Origin of the sequence: Klebsiella pneumoniae complex sp. WS1778, from assembly GCF_049472055.1 — a bacterium.
GTDB classification, from domain to species: Bacteria; Pseudomonadota; Gammaproteobacteria; order Enterobacterales; family Enterobacteriaceae; genus Klebsiella; species Klebsiella quasipneumoniae.
Genome location: NZ_JBKGTJ010000001.1, coordinates 1,056,299 through 1,072,732 on the forward strand (window position 1 = coordinate 1,056,299; position 16,434 = coordinate 1,072,732).

Genomic DNA, 16,434 nt, shown 5'->3' on the forward strand with positions numbered 1-16,434 from the left:
GGAAAAGAGAACCCGATGATGAAAGCCTGGATCGTCAACAAACCCGGTTCACTGGACAATCTGCAGCTTGTCGATCTTGCCGACCCCGGCGCGCCGGCGGCAGGCGAGATCCGCGTAGCGCTCCACGCCACCTCCCTGAATTATCACGATTTGCTGGTAGCGACGGGGGTGATTCCCACCGCCGATCGGCGGATCCTGATGGCGGACGGCGCGGGGGTGGTCGAAGCGGTTGGCGCCGGAGTCAGCGAGTTTCAGCCAGGCGACCGGGTGGTGGCTGGCTTTTTCCCGCAGTGGCTGGATGGCCGTCCTGGCCCGCAGGTGAAGGACTTCAGCCAGACCCCGGGCGACGGCGCCGAGGGGTTTGCCTGCCAGTATGTGGTCAGACCGGCCAGCCATTTTACCCATGCGCCTGACGGATGGAGCTTCAGGGAAGCGGCGACTATCACCACCTCCGGCCTCACCGCCTGGCGCGCGCTGGTGGTGGAGGGGCGGCTAAAAGCGGGCGATACGGTGCTGACGCTCGGCACCGGCGGCGTGTCGATAACCGCCCTGCAGCTGGCGAAAAGCATGGGCGCGCAGGTCATCGTCACCTCCTCATCAGATGAAAAGCTCGCCCGCGCGCGCGCCCTGGGGGCTGACCATCTCATCAATTACCGCACCACCCCGGCGTGGGGTGCTACGGTGCAGGACATCACTGGTCATCGCGGGGCCGATATTATCCTCGAGCTCGGCGGACCGGGCACCCTGAGCCAGTCGTTCGAAGCCGTCCGTGTTGGCGGACACATCGCCCTCATCGGCGTCCTGACTGGCTTCGAAGGTCATGTGCCCACCCATCTGCTGATGAGTAAACAGGCCCGGTTGCAGGGGCTGGTGGTGGGTCATCGCCGGCAACAACAGGACTACGTCAACGCGCTGAACCTGCAGGCGTCGCGGCCGGTCATCGATAAAGTGTTTGATTTTGCGGCCTTACCAGACGCCTTCCGCTATCTGCAAAGCGGCGCCCATTTCGGCAAAATTTGCGTGGAGTGGTAGGGGTGAGGAGATGAGATGAACAGGGCCTCCGTGCCCTGGGAACGGCTTTATTCGAAAAAGACGTCCGGATTGTCCGACAGCGAAACAAAGGATTTCGTGTTTTTATCCAGCGCCTGAATCTCGCCGCTTTCAATGTCGTAGAACCAGCCGTGCAGGCGCAGGGTATGGTCGCGCAGGCCGACGGCCACCGACGGGTGGGTTTTGATGTTGTTCAGCTGAGCGATGACGTTTTCCTGCACCATGCCGTTGACCTTATCGGTTTCGCTGGCCCAGGTTTTCTTTTCCACCACCGCTTTCGCAGCATCAGCGTAGCGCAGCCAGTGAGACACCGCCGGCATCGGCTCCAGGCACTGGCAGGTGGCGATCGCTTTCATCGCCCCGCAGTTTGAGTGGCCGCAGATCACGATATCAGTCACGCCCAGCGCAACCACGGCATACTCAATGGTCGCGGATACACCGCCCGGCTCCGGCCCGAAAGACGGCACGATATTCCCGGCATTACGAATAACAAAGAGCTGTCCCGGCTCCTGCTGGGTAACCAGTTCCGGCACCAGACGGCTGTCAGAGCAGGAGATGAAAAGCGCTTTGGGATTCTGGCTGGAAGCCAGGCTGCGGAAGAGCTCTTTACGCTGGGGGAAGATCTCTTTCTGGAAGTTGAGGAAGCCCTCAATGATATGTTGCATAGCAGTGTCTCTTCTCTGTAGTTATTACGGTATGACAAAGATCACAGTTATTCAGTTTACCATTGCTGACAAGAATGGGAATCGTTATTCAAACAGTTGCGCAGAAAACGCGCGCCGCGGATGCCCATTCAGCCTCGCCTATTCCACAGGGTTTTCACGTGCTTTCCTGAGCCAGTTTGCTACTCTGTCTGCTCGTACCGTCCCCACGTTGCCGACCGCCTGACGGCGGCGAACACACCAGGAGTTGCTATGTTCTTATCCAGCCTGATGGCCATTGCCGCGGTGCTGATCATGGGCGTGATCAGTCCCGGCCCGAGCTTTATTTTTGTCGCGCGCAATGCGGTCGCCCGCTCGCGCCTGCACGGTCTGGTGACCGCCCTCGGCACCGGCGCCGGCGCCGCCATTTTTTCTATTATGGCGATGCTGGGCCTGCAGAAGGTGCTCACCGCGGTGCCGGAGCTGTTTATTGGCTTGAAAGTAGCGGGCGGGCTCTACCTGTTATGGCTGGGCTATAAGATTTTCCGCGGTTCGGCGCAGCCGATGGATTTCTCCGCCAACGGTATGGCCGGTAACCGTTCGTTGCTGAAGACCTTCCGCGACGGGCTGTATACCCAGCTGAGCAATCCCAAAACCGCGCTGGTGTTTGCCTCGATTTTTACCGCCCTGCTGCCGACGCAGATCCCCACCGCGTTCTATTACATCGTGCCGCTGATGAGTTTTCTGATTGACGTCAGCTGGTATTCGCTGGTGGCGCTGGTGCTCTCCGCCGATCGCCCGCGTCGGGTCTACCTGCGGTTGAAGCGGCGAATCGATATCGCCACCGCGACGGTGCTGGGGGCGCTGGGCCTGCGGCTTATCGCGACCTCACTCACCCGCTAGCGGCTACACGGTATGGATACGGATATCGTGTTGCTGAAAGGCAACGCGATATTCGCGACTAATATTCTCCTCCACCACCAGCACATCGATATCGCTGCTCGCGGCCACCACGAACCGCGCCACCGCCGGAATTTTATCCGAGGTCAGGCCGATGATAATTTCGCTGCACTGCTTAATCACCGCTTTCTTAAACTCACAGTCGGCATAGTCAAAGCCGGTCAGGCCTGACTCTGGCGCCATGGCGCAGCCGCCGATAAACCCCTGGTCGAATAACATCCCCTGCACCTGAGCCACCGCCGCGGCCCCAACGCAGCCCCCGCTCGCCCGCTGCACCTGACCGCCGAGCATCACCACGTCGTAGAGCGGCTTTTTCACCAGCACCGCGGCGATCTCCGGAGAGTTCGTCACCACTGTCAGCGCAAGCTCGGCGGGCAGCGCCTCGGCCATCGCCAGATTGGTGGTGCCGGTATCAATGAAAATAGTGCCGCCGGGTTTCACCAGCCGGGCGCACTGCTGCGCGATCCTGAGTTTTGTTGCTCGGTTTTTATCTTTCCGTTCACTGTAGTCTCCCGCTTCCGGCAGGCTCAACACCGCCCCGCCGTAGACTTTTTTACAGACGCCTTCGCGGCTAAGCTCATGCAGATCGCGGCGGATAGTATGCTCAGACACCTGAAGACGCGCCGCCAGATCCGCACACACCACCCTGCCGTTTTCCTGCAGGATCTGGCAAATCAGCGCTTGTCGCTGTTGGGGAAAAGCAGCATAATCGAGCAAAGCAACTCCTTAAATAATCATAAACGAGCAACAGTAAGCATGATCGTCTGCCCTGCTGTGATTGTCAATGTTCCTGCCCGGAGGTTTACCATGAAAATTGCCCATTTCGCTCTGTGGACCCAACAGCTTGAGGCTCAGGCCCGCTTCTGGGTCGAGTTCTTTGCCGCCAGTATTAATGAAAAATACCTCAGCCAGACCAACCCCGGATTTGCCTCCTATTTTGTCACCATCGACGACGAAGTAGTGATCGAGCTGATGACCAAGCCTGGCCTGCAGCAGGCCAGCGCGGATAATAACCATACCGGCTGGGCGCATCTGGCCCTCTCGGTGGGCGGCGCAGAACAGGTCGATGCCCTTGCCCAACGCGCTGGAGCGGCGGGAATACTGGTTTCACCCCCGCGCACCACCGGCGACGGCTATTATGAGGCGGTGATCGCCGATCCCGATGGCAACCTGATTGAAATCGTCGCATAGTCAGTAGACCGCCAGCTATAAGGAGGCATCCATGGCACGTTACCGGATCATCGACACCGCGGCCTGGCCCCGCCGGGACCATTTCACCTTTTACCGACAATTTGCCAACCCCAGCTTTAATCTCTGCGTTCCGATAGAGGCGCAGCGCCTGTACGAATGTGCGAAGGACCGGCGGGTCTCATTTTTTCAGCTCGCGCTCTATGCCCTGCTGCGCGCGGCCAACGGGGTGCCGCAGCTCCGACAGCGTGTGCGCGATGGCGAGGTGATTGAATATCACAGCCTGGCGGTCATGACGCCGGTGATGACCGTCGAGGAGGGCTTCCGCCAGGTATGGTGCGACAACGCTGCCGAGTTCACCGCCTTCAGCGCCGCGGCAACGCCGAAGATCGTCGCGGCAAGAGAGACATCGCCGGCGCCGCTCATCGTCGATGGCGAACATTTTATCTGCGCCAGCTGTCTGCCGTGGCTCCACTTTACCTCGATGACCCATGCGGAATACGCGGTGGGCGCCGCGGTTCCGGCGCTCACCTGGGGGAAACTGCAGAACGGCGTGATCCCGGTGGCCGGGCGATTTAACCATGCCTTCGTCGATGGTCTCCATGCCAGCCGCTTTTATGCCCTCGTCGAAGCGGGGTTTCGTGACCCCGAGCGGCTCTGGCAGCCGCTAACCGCGACCGCCCCCTCACTGCTTCCCCCTACGGCGAAGGATCGCTGAGAACTCGCCACACTCACCGCCGGGCAGCCTTCCCTCTGTCCGGAGGTCGCTTTTCCCTAACTGTCGCCTTTGCAACAGGCAGCGCAAAAGCGCGCTGCATTTGCAGCAGTCCGCTCCGTCAGCAGACATAGCCACCCCGCTAGATATCGCCAACCTGCCTTCCTCTCTCGCTGGCACGTGTTTTGCTTACTCATACATATAACCCATGGGCATTATGAATAATTTATTTATCCAATTTACGCATAAGCTATTCACTGAATAAGAGAGAAGATGATGTCAGCCAGTTCACCCGCTCTGCCTTACACCCAGTCCTCGCCGCAGGCGCATATTATTGCCAGCGATGCGGAAGCCCTCGCCATCGCCGATGAGATCGCCGCCGTGCTCAAACCCGGCGCCGCCGAGCGCGACCGCACGGGTATCGTCCCGGTGGAGATCGTCAATACCTACTCCAACAGCGGGCTGTGGGGTATTACGGTGCCGCGCCGCTTTGGCGGCGCCGAGGTCTCGGCCGCGACCCTGGCGCAGGTCATTGCCATTCTTTCCGCGGCCGATCCATCGTTAGGTCAGATTCCCCAGAACCACTATTGCCTGCTGGAAGATATTCGTCTGCAGGGCAGCGACGACCAGCAGGCGTTCTTTTTCGCCCAGGTACTGCAAGGCTATCGCTTCGCCAATGCCCTGTCGGAAACCGGGGGGAAAACGGTCCTCGATATTCGTACCCGTATCGTGCAAGGCGCCGAGGGGCTGCGGATCACTGGCCGTAAAGGCTATTGCACCGGATCACTGTATGCCCACTGGATTGGCATTCTGGCGCTGGATGCTGACGATCGCGCCCAGCTCGCCTTTGTGCCACAGAACAGCCCGGGGCTGACGGTGGTCGATGACTGGGCGTGCCTCGGTCAGCGAACTACCGCCAGCGGCACCGTACTGGCCGATAATCTTCCGGTCAATCCCTTCCACCTTTTCCCAACGTGGAAGTCCTACGCCAGCCCGACCCTTGCCGGCCCCTTTGCCCAGTTGACCACCGCGGCGATAGACGCCGGTATCGCCCGCGCGGCGCTGGACGATACCGTGGCGTTCGTGCGCAACAGCGCCCGACCGTGGATCGACGCCGGTGTGGCGCGGGCCAGTGACGACCCGCTGACTATCTACCATATCGGTCAGCTGGATAGCCGTCTTGCCGCTGCCGACGCGCTGCTGGAGCGGGCCGGACGGGTGCTCGACCGCTATAAAAATGACCTCAGTGAGGAACATGTCGCCGAGGCATCGCTGGCCGTCGCCCGCGCCAAAATCTGGACCACTGAAGTGGCGCTGGAGGCCGCCAGCCGCCTGTTTGAGCTGGGGGGCACGCGGGCTACCGGTGAGTCGCTCAACCTCGACCGCCACTGGCGCAATGCCCGGGTGCACACCCTGCACGACCCGGTACGCTGGAAGTATCAGCTGCTCGGAAACTGGGTGCTGAACGGTATTCGTCCGCAACGACACGACTGGAACTGATATGACGAGTCTGCTGGCATTTTTCGCACAAATCGACTGGAGCGATGTGGCCCAGGCCGCCCTCGATACCCTCACCATGCTGGCCTGGTCGCTGGGCTGGACCGTGCTGCTGGGCCTTCCGCTGGGGATCGTACTCTATCTCACCGGCGAGCCGCGTTTGCTGTACGCCCCGCGTCTTTACCGCCTGTTGTCATTGTGCGTCAACGTGCTGCGCTCCCTGCCGTTCATCATTTTACTCATTGTCATGATCCCGTTGACCACGTTGCTGACCGGCACCTCGCTGGGGGTGGAAGGAACCATTCCGCCGCTGGTCGCCGGCTGCGCCCCGTTCTTCGCCAGGCTGGTGGAAACCGCTCTGCGCGAGGTGGAGCACGGCCTGGTGGAGGCCAGCTGGTCGATGGGCGGCAGCACCTGGCAGCTTATCTGGCACACGCTGTTACCGGAGTCGCGGGCCGGGCTGATCGCCGCTGTGACCGTGACGGCCATTTTGCTGGTCGACTACACCTCGATGGCGGGGGTGATTGGCGGCGGTGGGCTGGGCGATCTGGCCATTCGTTTTGGTTATCAGCGCTTTCAGACTGACGTGATGGTGGTCACCGTCCTGATGCTGATTGCGCTGGTACAGCTTCTGCAAATGAGCGGCGACCGCCTGGTGCGCTACGTCAGCCGCAAATAACTTACCTTTCCAGGTTTCAGGAATCATTATCATGAAAAAATCCATTATCGCCGCCGGACTTCTGGCCCTCTTCTCCACTACAGCAATGGCTAACGAGACGCTGATCGTCGGCGCCACGCCGGTACCGCATGCGGAAATCCTGGGGTTTGTGAAGCCCGTGTTGGCAAAGGAAGGCGTCGATTTACAGATCAAAGTATTTAACGATTTTATACAGCCCAATCAGCAGCTGGCGGAGAAACACCTCGACGCTAACTACTACCAGTACCGTCCGTTTCTCGATAACTACAACCAGACCCGGCATACCAACCTTATTCCGGTGATCGGGGTGCATATCGAACCTTTCGGCGCCTACTCCAGCAAATACACGAGTCTCACCGCGGTGCCTGACGGGGCGACGATCGCCATTCCTAACGATCCGGTGAACACCGGACGCGCGCTGGTGATGTTAAGCAACGCCGGGCTGATTACCCTCAAGGATCCGCACAATCCGCAATCGGCAACGAAGGACATCACCAGCAACCCGCATCACTTTAAAATCCGCGAACTGGAGGGCGCCATGCTGGCGCGGGCGGTGAAGCAGGTCGACCTCGCCTTTATCTTTGCCAACTATGCGCTGGAGGCCGGTATCGACACCGATAAAGCGTTGCTGGTGGAAAAAGGCAGCGATCTGTACGTCGAATATCTGGTGGCGCGTCCGGACAATATTCAGGACCCGGGCATTCAGAAACTGGCGCAAGCGCTGCATTCGGACGCCGTTCGTCAGTTCATTCTGACGCGTTATCAGGGCAAAATTTTACCCGGATTTTAATCACCGCGGGCAGCGGCGACAGCCGCTGCCCGGGCAAACGGAGCGCATCATCGTGACGCATATCCCCGCCCCACCGATCCATATTGAGTTTGCTGGTATCAGCAAAGCCTATCCTAACGGCGTGCAGGCGCTACAGGACATTGACCTGACCATCCGTCAGGGCGAAATTTTCGGCATCATCGGCCGCAGCGGCGCCGGAAAATCCACCCTGCTGCGCCTGTTTAATCGCCTGGAAAGTGCCGATAGCGGCGAGATGTTCATCCACGGCGAGTCGACCGTTCGCTACTCCCCGCGCCAGCTGCGCGACCTGCGTCGGCGGGTGGCGATGATTTTTCAGCACTTTAACCTGATGGCCACCAAAACCGTGGCGCAGAATATTGCGCTGCCGCTGAAGATGGCTGGCATCCCGGCCGGCGAACGTCAGCGGCGGGTTACGGAAATGCTTGAGCTGGTGGGCCTCAGCGCCCTGCGCGACAGCTACCCTGCCCGCCTTTCCGGCGGCCAGAAACAGCGAACCGGCATCGCCCGGGCGCTGGTCACTCAACCGGAAATTCTGCTGTGCGATGAGGCAACTTCGGCGCTGGATCCGGAAAACACCTTGTCGGTGTTAACCCTGCTGAAGGAGATTAACCAGCGCCTGGGGCTGACTATCGTGCTGATCACTCACGAAATGGAGGTTATTCGCACCCTCTGCGATCGGGTCAGCGTGCTCGAAGGCGGACGCATTGTCGAACAGGGGGAGGTCTGGCGCGTGTTTGGCAACCCGCAGCATCCGGTGACGCGCGCTATGCTCGGCCTGCAGCACCCCGATCGCCCGGAGGCCGGGCCATCGCTGCGCGACGGCGAGCAGATCGTGACCTTACGGTTTGACGGCAGCAGCGGTCGCGAACCCAATCTGCAGCATATCGCCAGCCTGCTGGGGGGCGACGCCCGCCTGCTGTACAGCAACTGCGAGCGTATCCAGGGCCGGGTCATCGGCCAGCTGCAGGTCCGGCTGAGCGGGCCGCTGGCCGCCAGCGCGCTGGTGCAGGATGGCTGGGTCGCGGACAGCATTTTGACCCACCCTCTTCAGGCAGCGGAAACCACTGCGCCATAGCCATAGAATGGAATTATATTTCCGATCCTTTGCTAAGGATAATTGGTTATAAATCATAACGTTTCAGTGTTAGACAGGGCGAAGTGCGCCTCTTATCTTTCGTCATGAATTGTAAATCACCACGCAATCACTTGATGAGGTAGCACTTTTGTCCAGATTACAACAAGGATTAAAAACCCAAAAAACCCGCTTCGCCCTGGCGCTAAAAGTGGCCCTGCTCGGCGGCGTGGTAGCATTTTCTTCTGCTGTCTTTGCTGAGGGTCTCCTGAAAGAAGGCATCACCCCGGCCACTGACGCCAGTCAGATCCCGGCCAGCGCCAAGCTGCGTAAAGACACGGTGGTGGCCGGGATCTCCGAGCCGCAGGGGATCTTTAACCCCTACTTTTTCGTCAACGGCTGGGATGAGAACGTCACGAACGTCATTTTTTCACGCCTGATCGACTGGGACAGCCAGGGCAAGCTGGTCCCGGGGCTGGCGGAGAGCTGGACGGTCAGCCCGGACAGTAAAGTCTATACCATTAAATTGCGCCCTGGTCTGACCTTCAGCGATGGTTCACCGCTGACGGCGGAAGATGTCGCCTTTACCCTGACGGTCCTGCTCGACCCCAAATATGATGGCGATACCGACATCACCCTGGCCAATATCGCTGGCGGCGCAGAATACAAAGCCGGCAAGGCTGACAGCGTCAGCGGCCTGAAAGTCATCGACCCGCTCACTCTTCAGGTGACCACCACCCAGCCAGGCGCCACCACGCTGGCCAAAATTGGCGGGCCAGTGCTGTCGAAAGCCTGGTACGGCAAAGGATATCAACGGGGACATCTCGACTATCTGCGCTCACTGCACGGCAAGCCGCTGGGCAACGGCCCTTACGTGTACGATACCTATATTCCCGGTCAGGAAATTCGTTTCCATGCCAATAGCCATTTTTACCGTGGGACGCCGCCAACGCCGCGCTTTATCTATCGCGTGACCAATCCGTCGACCAACTTCCAGTTGTTCCAGACCGGGGAGACCGACTACGACGCCTTTACCTCGCGTCCTGACGATATCGAACAGCTGAAGATGCTCGGCTTCGCCAACATTAATCTTTACGGCTCCAGCGACTACAGCCAGGTGGAATTCAACGTTCATCGTCCGGCGCTGCAGGATAAGCGGGTACGCCAGGCGCTGATTTACGGCCTGGACCGGCAGAAGCTGATCGACGTGGTCTATCAGGGGTACGGCAAAGTCGCCATCGAGCCGATCGCCCCGATCTCCTGGGCCTTTAACGCAGAAGGCGTCAATCCTTACCATTACGATCCGGCGCAGGCGAAAAAGCTGCTGGATGAGGCCGGCTGGAAAGCTGGCGCCGACGGTATCCGCGTCAAAGAGGGCCTGCGCCTGGAGCTAACCCTGCTGGTGAGCAAGAAGGTGCTCAACGATGCGTTGATCCCCATCGCCAAAGAGAACTGGCGGCAGATCGGCGTGCTGCTTAAGCCGCAGGTGGTGGATTTCAACGCTCTGATGGCGCAGCGCAAAGCCGGAAATTACGATCTCGCCTCGTTCAGCACCAGCACTCTCAACGACCCGCACGACGGGGTATGGGATTTCTACAGCAGCGAAGCTAAAGAGTCCGGCTACCACAACGCGGAGGTCGATAAGCTGATTAACGCCGGCAACGCGGTGCTCGACATCGAAAAGCGCAAGCCGATCTATCACCAGCTGTATAAAGTGCTGGCCGACGATCCGCCGGTGATCCTGCTCGGCTATCGCAACATCCTTTCCGCCAGCAGCGCCCGCGTCACCGGCTTTAAACCGGATATCTACAACGGCCTGACCGGCAGCCTGCCGGATGTGAAAATCGTTAAGTAAATCCCCTGGCCGCCGGGTTAACCGGCGGCTGATGCGAGATCGTCATGAAAAATTTCATCCTGAGGCGCCTGCTGCAAACGCTGCCGATGCTACTGCTGGCCTCGTTCATTATTTTTATGCTGTTTGCCAAAACCCCCGGCGACTTTATCGATGGCAATATTACCCTGACCGCCGCCCGCGCTGCGGAGCTGAAGGCGATCTATGGCCTCGACCAGCCGCTGTTCACCCGCTATCTCCACTGGCTGGGACAGCTTCTGCGCGGCGATTTAGGTTTTTCGCTGCAGTATCAGATCCCGGTCAGCCAACTGCTCAATCAGTACATCTGGAACTCTTTTCTGCTGGCCAGCGTCGCGCTGGTCTTTTACTGGGGCATTGGCCTGGCGGTCGGCGTGGTGTCGGCCCTGCGACCTGGCTCCTGGTTTGATCATCTGGTGAGCGTTGCGGTGTTTGCCGCCATGTCATTCCCCACCTTTTTCCTCTGCCTGTTGCTGATTAAATGGTTTGCCGTCGATCTCCACTGGCTGCCGGTAGGCGGGATGACCAATACCGGCAGCGACGAAAGCGGCTGGCAGTATGTGCTGCAAGTGGCTGCCCACCTGGCGCTGCCGGTGCTGGCGCTGGTGATGCTGCAGGCGGGCAGCCTGACGCGCTATGTGCGCGCCAGTATGCTCGACGTGGTGAAAATGGATTTTATCCGTACCGCCCGCGCCAAGGGATTACATGAGCGCACGGTGATCCTTAAACATGCGTTGCGCAACGCCCTGCTGCCGATCATCACCCTGCTGGGCTTTGAGCTGCCGGGGCTGTTCTCCGGGGCGATCATTACCGAAAAGGTATTCAACTGGCCGGGGGCAGGCCACATCCATATCGACTCGCTGGCCGCCCGCGACTATCCGGTGCTGATGGGGTTTACTCTGTTTCTGGCGGTGCTGACGATAGTCGGTAATTTGCTCGCCGACGTGCTGTACGCCTGGGCCGATCCACGTATTCGGGTGAGGTCATGATGATCCTGTCTTACTTTGCTTCCCGTCGCCGCCAGCGGCAGGCGGCTATCCCGGCGCTGGCGCACATTACCCCCTCTCCCTGGCGCCAGGGATGGCGACAGCTGCGCCGTAACCGGCTGGCCATGTTCTGCCTGATCCTGCTGGCCGTAATGGCGGTGTGGTGCGTGCTGGGGCCCGTCTGGTCGCCGTGGAAAGATGATGCCACCGACGCCCTGAGCATCAACCAACCGCCCGGGGCGGAACACTGGCTGGGGACCGATTTCCTTGGTCGCGATGTCTACACCCGCCTGCTGCTGGCCGGGCGCATCTCGCTGATTATCGGCCTGCTGACCATGGTGATGTCGGTATTCCTCGGCTATCTGCTCGGCGCCCTCTCGGGTTATGTCGGTGGGTTAACCGACAGAGTGATCATGCGCGTGGCCGACCTGGTGATGACCATCCCTGGATTGCCGCTGTTGATTGTTGCCGGGGCGATGCTTTCCGAGCTCGATTTTTCCCCGGACTCGCGCATCTATATGGTGGTGGTAATGCTCAGCCTACTGGAGTGGCCCCGACTGGCGCGGCTGGTGCGCGGGCAATGTCTCTCCCTGCGCGAACGCGATTTTATGCTGGCCACCCAAGTACTGGGCCTGTCGGCGCGTCGCCGGCTGTTTGGCCACCTGCTGCCGAATACCATTCCGATTCTGGTGGTGATGGCGACCATGGCTGTCGCCAACGCCATTCTCAGCGAATCCGCGCTGAGCTATCTCGGCCTCGGCGTGGTGCCGCCAACGCCGTCGTGGGGCAATATGATGGATGCCGCCAATAGCCTGATCGATTTCCAGCGCCGTCCCTGGCTGTGGATGCCGCCTGGGATCGCCATCTTTCTCACCGTGATCGCCATTAACGTGCTGGGCGATGGCCTGCGCGACGCCATGGATCCCAATATGAAACCGAGGCTGAAATGACCCTACCGTTAGTCTCTTTTAATCATCTCTCCGTCTCTTTCGCTGGCGAACGTCATCGCGTGCGCGCGGTGCAGGACGTCTCTTTCACGATTCAGGCCGGGCAAACCGTTGGCGTGGTGGGCGAGTCCGGCTGCGGCAAAAGCGTCACCGCCATGGCGCTGATGGGCCTCCTGCCGTCGCAGGCAGCGCGCATCGACGGCGGCGAAATTCGTTTCGCGGACCGCGATCTGCTGCGGCTGAACCCCAGACAGATGGCCGACCTGCGCGGCCACCAGCTGGCCATGATCTTTCAGGAACCGATGTCGGCCCTGAACCCGGTGTTGACCATCGGCGAACAGCTATGCGAACCAGCGATCCGCCACCTCGGCGCCACGCCGAAAGCCGCCTGGCAGCTGGCTACCCGGCTGCTAAGCGAGGTCGGCCTGGCGCGCGGCGACAGCCTGATGGCCAGCTACCCCCACCAGCTATCCGGCGGCATGCTGCAGCGGGTGATGATCGCCATGGCGCTGAGCTGTCAGCCCAAACTGCTGATTGCCGACGAACCGACCACCGCGCTGGACGTCACCGTGCAGGCGCAAATCCTGCGCCTGCTGCGGGATCGGGCGCGGGCCAGCCAGATGGCGATGATGCTGATTACCCACGACCTGGGGGTGATCGCGCAGATGGCCGAACAGGTGGTGGTGATGTATGCCGGAAGGATCGTGGAACAGGGCGCCACGGCGGAGGTGCTACGCCATCCGCAGCACCCTTATACGCGTGGGCTCATCGCCTCCCGCCCGGTGCCGGGCGAGCGGCGTCGGCGACTGTACTCGATTCCCGGTCAGGTACCGGATCTGGCCGCCCTGCCGGCGGGCTGCGCTTTTGCCGGGCGCTGCGAACGGGCGACGCCGCGCTGCCGGGAGGCGATTCCGCCGCTGCTCGGCGAGCGCCAGCGGGCCGCCTGCTTTTATAGCGAATTTGCGGAGGCGACAGCATGAGCGATCGCTATGTTATTGAAGTGGATGGATTGAAGAAGTATTTTCCGCTGCGCGACGGCCTCTTTGGCCAGCAGACCGGCGAGCTTCGCGCGGTGGACGGCGTCAGCTTTAACATCCGTCCGGGCACTATTTTTGGCCTGGTGGGCGAGTCCGGCAGCGGCAAAACCACCGTCGGCCGAACCCTGCTTGGCCTGTACGAGAAGAGCGCCGGCAGCGTGAAATTTCACGGTCAGGAGCTGGCCGACCTGCCCGGGCCCGCCCTGCGCGCCATACGGCCGAGGATGCAGCTGGTATTTCAGGATCCCTACAGCTCGCTGAACCCGCGGCTGCGTATTGGCGAGGCGATAGGCGAAGCCATGCTGCAGCACAAGCTCTGCACCCGCGATGAGCTCTATGACCGGGTGATCGACGTGATGAAGATCTGCGGCCTGGCGCCGGAACACTACGCCCGCTTTCCGCATCAGTTTTCGGGCGGCCAGCGCCAGCGGATCGGTATTGCCCGGGCGCTGATCCTCAACCCGGATTTTATCGTCGCCGATGAGCCCATCTCGGCCCTCGATGTGTCGATTCAGGCGCAGATCATCAATTTGTTTTCCGACCTGCGCGACGACCGCGGCGTCACGTTTCTGTTTATCTCCCACGACCTCGGGGTGGTGGAGCATTTATGTGACGATGTGGCGGTGATGTATCTCGGGCAACTGGTGGAAAGCGCCAGCCGCGATGCGCTGTTCAGCCGCTCCCTCCATCCCTACACCCGCGCTCTGCTAGCCGCGGTGCCGACCCTCGACCCGCACAGCGAACCGCAGGCGCTGGTGCAAGGCGAGATCCCGGATCCGATCAATCCTCCCGCCGGCTGCCGCTTTTCATCTCGCTGCCCGCAGGCCGGCGATCTGTGCCGCAGAGAAGCTCCGGCGCTGCGCGAGGTGGCCCCTGGCCATCGAGTGGCCTGCCATTGGGTCGCGTCCTGAGCGCGGCCGACGGGGGTTATTTATTTCTAAACAACCGGTCGATTGTGCGCAGCGGCGCCAGGATTTACTATCCGCTCCGTCTTGTGAGACGCGTTATGAATGAAGCGTAATATTTTTGTTCATTTTTGCCCGATGGCTTCGGGCATTTTTTTGCGACACGCCCGGGAGCGATCCTGCCGGCGACAAATTTAGCGGGGCGCGGTCGCCCGTCTGTCAAAACGCAGCAATGGAATTGCTCGTTCGCGTCCCGCTATCCCTTAATGACCTTCCCGTGAAATCCCGGAAAAAAATAAGACTCTATGAGATTGCCTGAGGCATAGCGTTATCTTATTTTTTAAGCGTGTACTCCACATTAAGGAAGCAAGATCATGCTTAAGCGTCGCACTATTAAAACAGCACTGGCGGCGGTTATTTCTCTCGCCGTCATGGCGGCACCGGCCTATGCCAACCCGGGTAACGGTAATGGCAATGGCGGAGGTAATCACGGGAACAGTGGTAACCATGGCAATAGCGGCAATCATGGTAACAGCGGTAACAGCGGCGACCATGGTAATAAAGGACAAAATAAAGGTCAGTCCACCGCCGATCATGGCAACCGCAAAAACTACGGCAAGCCCGACCACGTCGACAGCGATATTAGCTTCTCACGGGCGCGCTCCCTGGCCGTGAACTACGGTCTGGTCGGCTATCAGGCGCTGCCTCCGGGTATCGCCAAAAATGTTGCCCGCGGCAAACCGCTCCCTCCGGGTATCGCGAAAAAGACTCTGCCAGCTTCTATGATTAACGACCTGCCCTATTATCCGGGCTATGAATGGCGGGCGGTCGGCGATGACCTGGTGCTGGTAGCGCTGAGCACCGCCATCGTCACCGCCGTGATTAACGGTGTGTTTGACTAACTCACCTGCTTATTGAAAAGCCTCGCCCCGGCGAGGCTTTTTTGTGCCTGGCGCTGGAGAGTGACAACTCGCTGGCATCATCGCTAAGATAATGGCTCAACCAACCCGGGACCGACTATGGACAAAGACACTGTAGTGACGCTGTTGAAGTACAAGCGCTGGATTGACCTTGCCACCTTACAGGCGATCCGCACGATAGACGGAACAATACATGGCGAAAAGCGTCACCTGACCCTCAGGCTGATGAACCATATCCATGTCGTTGACATGATTTTCCGGGCGAATCTGCGCGGCAGGACGCACGGTTACACCGCGCTGAATACCCCCGAGACGCCAACCATTGATGCGCTGGAAACGGCAATGACCGCCTGTACGGACGAATACATTCACTACGTCAGCGCCATGACCCCCGCCGATTTCCACGAACGTATCGCCTTCAAATTTGTCGACGGCGGCGACGGCAATATGACCGCGATGGAGATGTTGAACCACATGCTCTTTCACGGCGCCTATCACCGCGGCGCGGTAGGCTGGATGATTGGCGAATGCGGCGGCGTGCCGCCGAAAGATGTGCTGACCGTTTTCCTGCGCGACCATCATTCCTGAAACTTATCCCGTGACGTTCCCCTCGGGGAACGTCCTCGTGGCGAATGATGCCGTTCTGTCCGTCGCCGTAACGGCTTGCTAATCGCTCCCGAGCGATGCTGCTGCGGCTAATTCGAATCGTGCCGGGTATGATGAAGGCTGCAGAGGTAATGCGTCAGGTTCATCCAGCCTCCCCAGAGGGATGAGCCCGTCAACGTAACCATGAGCCTGATAAAAAATGGCCAGATTGCCCCAGGGTAAAAAGACCATGATATCGCCCTTGCTGGCTGCTGACCCTACAGGCGAATCCGCCGTCGACAGCCGGGCGGGTAAATCGCCTATCTTTTCCTCTCCTGCATAGTCGCTGAGCTGCAACGTTAAAGGTAACAATCCAGCGAATTCGCGGCTGGCCTGACTACCGTTCAGGGTCGCGGTGAGCACGTTATCATTGATAGTAATCTTTAACTTCATCCTTCACTCCCTGCTAATGATTGAGGTCATTAAAATTGATGCGCGGAACAGGTAAACCGCTTCCCGGCGGCGAGCATCTCCTTCTCACCCTGCCCCGCCA

General features: G+C 59.9%; 18 protein-coding genes. 15 read left to right on the top strand and 3 right to left on the bottom strand.

Annotated features, from left to right (window positions below; genetic code table 11):
- Positions 1 to 15: 15 nt before the first annotated feature.
- Positions 16 to 1,032: a zinc-dependent alcohol dehydrogenase family protein gene (locus ACLEXF_RS05465; RefSeq protein WP_023318447.1), complete on the top strand. Its 1,017-nt coding sequence runs from the start codon at positions 16 to 18 to the stop codon at positions 1,030 to 1,032.
- Positions 1,033 to 1,079: 47 nt separating this feature from the next.
- Here ACLEXF_RS05465 and ACLEXF_RS05470 read toward each other — a convergent pair whose 3' ends face one another.
- Positions 1,080 to 1,715, bottom strand: a complete 636-nt coding sequence (locus ACLEXF_RS05470) for a carbonic anhydrase (protein WP_004202911.1) — start codon at positions 1,713 to 1,715, stop codon at positions 1,080 to 1,082.
- Between the two features lie 249 nt (positions 1,716 to 1,964).
- Between ACLEXF_RS05470 and ACLEXF_RS05475 the strand changes: the two genes are divergently transcribed.
- Entirely contained in the window at positions 1,965 to 2,594 is a 630-nt protein-coding gene (locus tag ACLEXF_RS05475; RefSeq protein WP_064149860.1) for a LysE family translocator, read from the top strand.
- A gap of 3 nt (positions 2,595 to 2,597) precedes the next feature.
- On the opposite strand, the gene ACLEXF_RS05480 is transcribed toward ACLEXF_RS05475, so the two are convergent.
- On the bottom strand, positions 2,598 to 3,368 hold the full coding sequence (locus ACLEXF_RS05480) for a DeoR/GlpR family DNA-binding transcription regulator (RefSeq protein WP_004202915.1): 771 nt from the start codon (positions 3,366 to 3,368) through the stop codon (positions 2,598 to 2,600).
- Positions 3,369 to 3,458: 90 nt separating this feature from the next.
- On the opposite strand from ACLEXF_RS05480, the gene ACLEXF_RS05485 reads away from it, so the two are divergent.
- The 13 genes from ACLEXF_RS05485 (at position 3,459) to ACLEXF_RS05545 (ending at position 15,884) form a co-directional block, all read left to right on the top strand.
- Entirely contained in the window at positions 3,459 to 3,842 is a 384-nt protein-coding gene (locus ACLEXF_RS05485) for a VOC family protein (protein ID WP_004202917.1), read from the top strand.
- Positions 3,843 to 3,873: 31 nt separating this feature from the next.
- A complete protein-coding gene (locus tag ACLEXF_RS05490) occupies positions 3,874 to 4,557 on the top strand; it encodes a CatA-like O-acetyltransferase, family 1 (protein WP_053810294.1) in 684 nt (227 codons plus the stop codon).
- A gap of 270 nt (positions 4,558 to 4,827) precedes the next feature.
- Positions 4,828 to 6,054 (top strand): SfnB family sulfur acquisition oxidoreductase, encoded by a 1,227-nt coding sequence (locus ACLEXF_RS05495; protein ID WP_023318450.1) that lies wholly within the window; start codon positions 4,828 to 4,830, stop codon positions 6,052 to 6,054.
- A gap of 1 nt (position 6,055) precedes the next feature.
- The gene (locus ACLEXF_RS05500; RefSeq protein ID WP_004202921.1) at positions 6,056 to 6,730 is read left to right on the top strand and encodes a methionine ABC transporter permease; all 675 of its coding nucleotides are present in this window, start codon (positions 6,056 to 6,058) and stop codon (positions 6,728 to 6,730) included.
- 31 nt (positions 6,731 to 6,761) lie between these two features.
- The gene (locus ACLEXF_RS05505; RefSeq protein WP_423265740.1) at positions 6,762 to 7,538 is read left to right on the top strand and encodes a MetQ/NlpA family ABC transporter substrate-binding protein; all 777 of its coding nucleotides are present in this window, start codon (positions 6,762 to 6,764) and stop codon (positions 7,536 to 7,538) included.
- A gap of 52 nt (positions 7,539 to 7,590) precedes the next feature.
- A complete protein-coding gene (locus ACLEXF_RS05510; protein WP_048326362.1) occupies positions 7,591 to 8,634 on the top strand; it encodes a methionine ABC transporter ATP-binding protein in 1,044 nt (347 codons plus the stop codon).
- A gap of 148 nt (positions 8,635 to 8,782) precedes the next feature.
- Complete coding sequence (locus ACLEXF_RS05515) at positions 8,783 to 10,486, top strand: ABC transporter substrate-binding protein (RefSeq protein ID WP_080935642.1); 1,704 nt, start codon at positions 8,783 to 8,785, stop codon at positions 10,484 to 10,486.
- Between the two features lie 44 nt (positions 10,487 to 10,530).
- Complete coding sequence (locus ACLEXF_RS05520) at positions 10,531 to 11,490, top strand: ABC transporter permease (protein ID WP_004202926.1); 960 nt, start codon at positions 10,531 to 10,533, stop codon at positions 11,488 to 11,490.
- Entirely contained in the window at positions 11,487 to 12,437 is a 951-nt protein-coding gene (gene opp4C, locus ACLEXF_RS05525) for an oligopeptide ABC transporter permease (RefSeq protein ID WP_072140468.1), read from the top strand. Before ACLEXF_RS05520 ends, opp4C begins: the two co-directional genes overlap by 4 nt.
- The gene (locus ACLEXF_RS05530; protein WP_023318454.1) at positions 12,434 to 13,414 is read left to right on the top strand and encodes an ABC transporter ATP-binding protein; all 981 of its coding nucleotides are present in this window, start codon (positions 12,434 to 12,436) and stop codon (positions 13,412 to 13,414) included. The genes opp4C and ACLEXF_RS05530 overlap by 4 nt, the downstream gene beginning before the upstream one ends.
- A complete protein-coding gene (locus ACLEXF_RS05535; protein ID WP_423265741.1) occupies positions 13,411 to 14,382 on the top strand; it encodes an ABC transporter ATP-binding protein in 972 nt (323 codons plus the stop codon). The genes ACLEXF_RS05530 and ACLEXF_RS05535 overlap by 4 nt, the downstream gene beginning before the upstream one ends.
- 368 nt (positions 14,383 to 14,750) lie before the next feature.
- A complete protein-coding gene (locus ACLEXF_RS05540; RefSeq protein ID WP_023318456.1) occupies positions 14,751 to 15,278 on the top strand; it encodes an anti-virulence regulator CigR family protein in 528 nt (175 codons plus the stop codon).
- A 117-nt stretch (positions 15,279 to 15,395) separates the two neighbouring features.
- Positions 15,396 to 15,884 carry a DinB family protein gene (locus ACLEXF_RS05545; protein WP_264947038.1) on the top strand — a complete coding sequence of 163 codons (489 nt, stop codon included), beginning with the start codon at positions 15,396 to 15,398 and terminating at the stop codon, positions 15,882 to 15,884.
- A gap of 78 nt (positions 15,885 to 15,962) precedes the next feature.
- Here ACLEXF_RS05545 and ACLEXF_RS05550 read toward each other — a convergent pair whose 3' ends face one another.
- Positions 15,963 to 16,334, bottom strand: a complete 372-nt coding sequence (locus tag ACLEXF_RS05550; protein ID WP_017899547.1) for a cyclophilin-like fold protein — start codon at positions 16,332 to 16,334, stop codon at positions 15,963 to 15,965.
- Between the last annotated feature and the right edge of the window lie 100 nt (positions 16,335 to 16,434).